This is a genomic window from Microbacterium sp. Cr-K20 (genome assembly GCF_000708325.1).
GTDB lineage: Bacteria > Actinomycetota > Actinomycetes > Actinomycetales > Microbacteriaceae > Microbacterium.
This window is the reverse complement of the sequence record NZ_JARE01000003.1, coordinates 1-1,936: the sequence shown is the minus strand read 5'-3', so window position 1 is coordinate 1,936 and position 1,936 is coordinate 1. Positions and strand designations below refer to the sequence as shown.

The following is a 1,936-nucleotide window of genomic DNA, read 5'->3' as shown; positions in this document are numbered from 1 at the left end:
TGGTGCGGTCATCGCGATCGGGCACCACCGGGGCGGCGGGAGACGGAGTCGCGCCCGGGACGGACGCCTCCACATCCCGGCGACGCTGCGTCTGCTCGACGGCCGGTTCGGGACGCGGCGGCATCTCGAAGCGCGGAGCGTCGGGCACCACGACCGACGGCCCCTTCGGCTGCGTCATCGCCGACGGCCGGGTCGCGCTCTGCATCCCCGGGTCGATGCTGACGATCTCCCGCACGCGGGTGAGGCCGTCGCCGTCGTCCTCCAGGTCCTCCGCCGGCGGGTGATCGTCGACGATGTCGATCGGCGTCACCGAGTGCGAGAGCTCGATCTGCACCTTCTGCAGCGCGCGGGCGAAGGCGACGGCGCTCGGGAAGCGGTCGTCGGGGTTCTTCGCCATCGCGCGGTCGAGGAGGCGCTGCAGGCTGTCGGGCGAATCGGGGCGGGCCAGATTCGGCAGGGCGGCGCGTTCGATGCGCTCGATCAGGTCGGCGCTGGAGTTGCGCTCGCCCGGCCGCTCGAACGGCGAGCGTCCGGCCAGCAGCGTGTACAGCGTGGCACCGAGCGCCCAGACGTCGGTGCGAGGACCGCTCTGCGGCGGCTCGGCGAACGACTCCGGCGGCGACCACGGGATCGACATCCCGGAGGACTCGCCCGTAGCACCGGTCGTCGACGCGATCCCGAAGTCGGTCAGCGCCGGACGGTTGTACTCGGTGACGAGGATGTTCGCCGGCTTGATGTCGCGGTGCAGCACCCCGGCACGGTGGGCGGTCTCCACTGCTCCGGCCACCTGGATGCCGACGCGCAGCGCCTCGGCCACCGAGAACGGCTCCTTGCGGGAGCGGATCTGGAGGTTCGGCCGCGGGCAGTACTCCATCACCAGGTACGGACGACCGTCGCCGGCGACGCCCGCCTGGTAGATCGTGACGATCGCCGGATGCGTCGACAGCATCGCCATGACGTTCGCCTCGTCGGCGAACTCCTGCGCCGCACCGCTGGAGATGCGGTCGGCGAGCAGCACCTTCACCGCGACGCGACGCCGCGGCATCTCCTGCTCGTACAGGAACACGTCGGCGAAGCCCCCCGTGCCCAGCGGCTCCACATAGGTGAAGCCGGGCAGCGAGGGCGGCGGCGAGGGGCGTCGGTTCACGGCAGGTCCTCGAACGCGACGGTCACCCCGTCGCCGAGGTCCACCACATCTCCGGACAGGACGAGAGTCTGCTCACCGGGGTGCAGTCGCATGGGGTCGGCGCCGGGACGCAGCAGCGTCGAGCCGTTCGTGGTGTGCAGGTCGATGACCACGACCGTGTCGCCCTCCGGCCGGATCTCGAGGTGGCTGCGCGAGATGTCCTGCTGCGGGCTGTCCACCGCGATCAGATGCGGCAGGTTCGCCCCGCTCGCGCGGGTGGAGCGCGGTCGGCGTCCGATGATGACCGTCCGGTCGAGGGTCACCACCTGCCCCGACGACACCCGGATGCGCCCCGAGGACGCCGGGGCCGCAGCGGTCACCGGGATGACCTCGGTGGGAGCCTCGGGTGCCGCGGGCGCGCTCTGTCGCAGACTGCGGAGCTCTTCGGCGGAGATCGTCGCACCGTCGTGATCGCCGGTCGCGGCACCGGCGTCGACGGCGGGCGTCTCCGGCTCCTCGCTCGGGCGGACCGCGGCGGCCTCGATCGGGGTGTGCACGGTCGCGCCCCACAGGTGGTCGAACTCGTCGACCGGCGGAGCGAAGGTCGCCTCCCCCGGCACTAGCGTCGACTCGATCATGTCGGCGTCGGCCACATCTGCCGCGGCTTCGGCGTCGGCTTCGGCGTCGGCTTCGGCATCGGCATCCGGTGTCTCGTCGGCGACGTCGCTCGGGGGCACGGCGGGCAGATCGGATGCCGCGTCGGGTGCGGGCACCGACACCACGGGCACGGCCCCGACCCCGGGTGGCGGC

The 1,936-nt window shown here is 72.6% G+C and carries 2 protein-coding genes; both read right to left on the bottom strand.

The features are described 5' to 3' along the window. Nucleotides 1–1,147: serine/threonine-protein kinase (locus GZ67_RS0100365; RefSeq protein ID WP_081859828.1), on the bottom strand; the 1,147-nt coding region annotated here is incomplete at its 3' end. After that, nucleotides 1,144–1,936 (bottom strand): FHA domain-containing protein (locus GZ67_RS19975; protein WP_197024962.1); only part of this gene is annotated, 793 nt, incomplete at its 5' end. The genes GZ67_RS0100365 and GZ67_RS19975, both read right to left, overlap by 4 nt.